Genomic DNA, 1,188 nt, shown 5'->3' on the forward strand with positions numbered 1-1,188 from the left:
ATCGGTGGCGTGGTCAACACCTTCGACAACCGCATCCCCACCGAAGCCATCGAAGGCATCCACGGTGCCGGTGAACTGCGCTACGGCGGCGCCGACACCACCCGCAGCAGCGCCGGCAAGCTGGAGGCCGGCAACGGCACCTTCGCCCTGCACCTGGATGCCAGCGCGCGGGAATTCAACGACCTGAAAATCCCAGGCTTTGCCCGCAGCCGCCATGCCCCGGAAAGCGAAAATGGCCCCGGCAAAAACGGCCGCCTGGGCAACAGCAACGGGCGCCAGGACAGCGGCGCGGTGGGCAGCTCCTACACGTGGGACGATGGTTACGCCGGGCTGTCCTACAGCAACTCCGACAGCAACTACGGCTCGCCCGCCGAACAGGATGTGCGCATCCGCATGCAGCAGGAGCACTACGCCTTCGCGTCCGAGATTCGTAACCTGCAAGGCCCGTTTACCTCGGTGAAACTCGATGCCGGCTACACCGATTACGAACACCGCGAAATCGAAGGCGGCGAAACCGGTACTACCTTCAAGAACAAAGGCTATGAAGCCCGTGTCGAAGCACGGCACCAACCTTTGGGGCCGTTCGACGGCATTGTCGGCGCGCAGGTCAGCCGCAGTGAATTCTCGGCATTGGGCGAAGAGGCCTTCGTCCCACAGACCGATACCCATGCTGGCGCGCTGTTTATCCTCGAAGAAATGCAGGCCACCGAGCGCCTGAAACTCAGCCTGGGCGCACGCCTGGAACACACCACCGTCGACCCGGATGGCAAGGGCAACGAGCGTTTCGCCAAGGCCAACAGCTCCAGCAGCTTCACCGCCGGCAGCCTGTCGTCGGGCGCGGTGTATACGCTGACGCCCATCTGGTCGCTGGCCGCGACCCTGGGCTACACCGAGCGCGCGCCGACCTTCTACGAGCTGTATGCCAACGGCGCCCACGTCGCCACCGGTACCTATGAAGTGGGCGATGCCAAGCTGTCGAAGGAAAAAGCGGTCGCCAGCGACCTGGCCCTGCGCTTTGACAATGGCACCCACAAGGGCAGCTTCGGCGTGTTCTACAGCCACTTCTCCAATTACATCGGCCTGCTGAACAGCGGCCGCACCTTGAATGACGAGGGCGAAGAAGACGCCGATGGTATCCCGGAGTACACCTACTCGGGCGTGCGCGCACGTTTCGTCGGCTTCGAAGCC

General features: G+C 63.6%; 1 protein-coding gene. It reads left to right on the top strand.

Going from position 1 to position 1,188, the window contains the following annotated elements:
• Positions 1-1,188 (top strand): TonB-dependent receptor domain-containing protein (locus ASU03_RS20140; RefSeq protein WP_157465970.1); only part of this gene is annotated, 1,188 nt, incomplete at both ends.

The sequence above is a fragment of the Colwellia sp. TT2012 genome (genome assembly GCF_001440345.1).
Taxonomy (GTDB): Bacteria; Pseudomonadota; Gammaproteobacteria; order Enterobacterales; family Alteromonadaceae; genus Colwellia.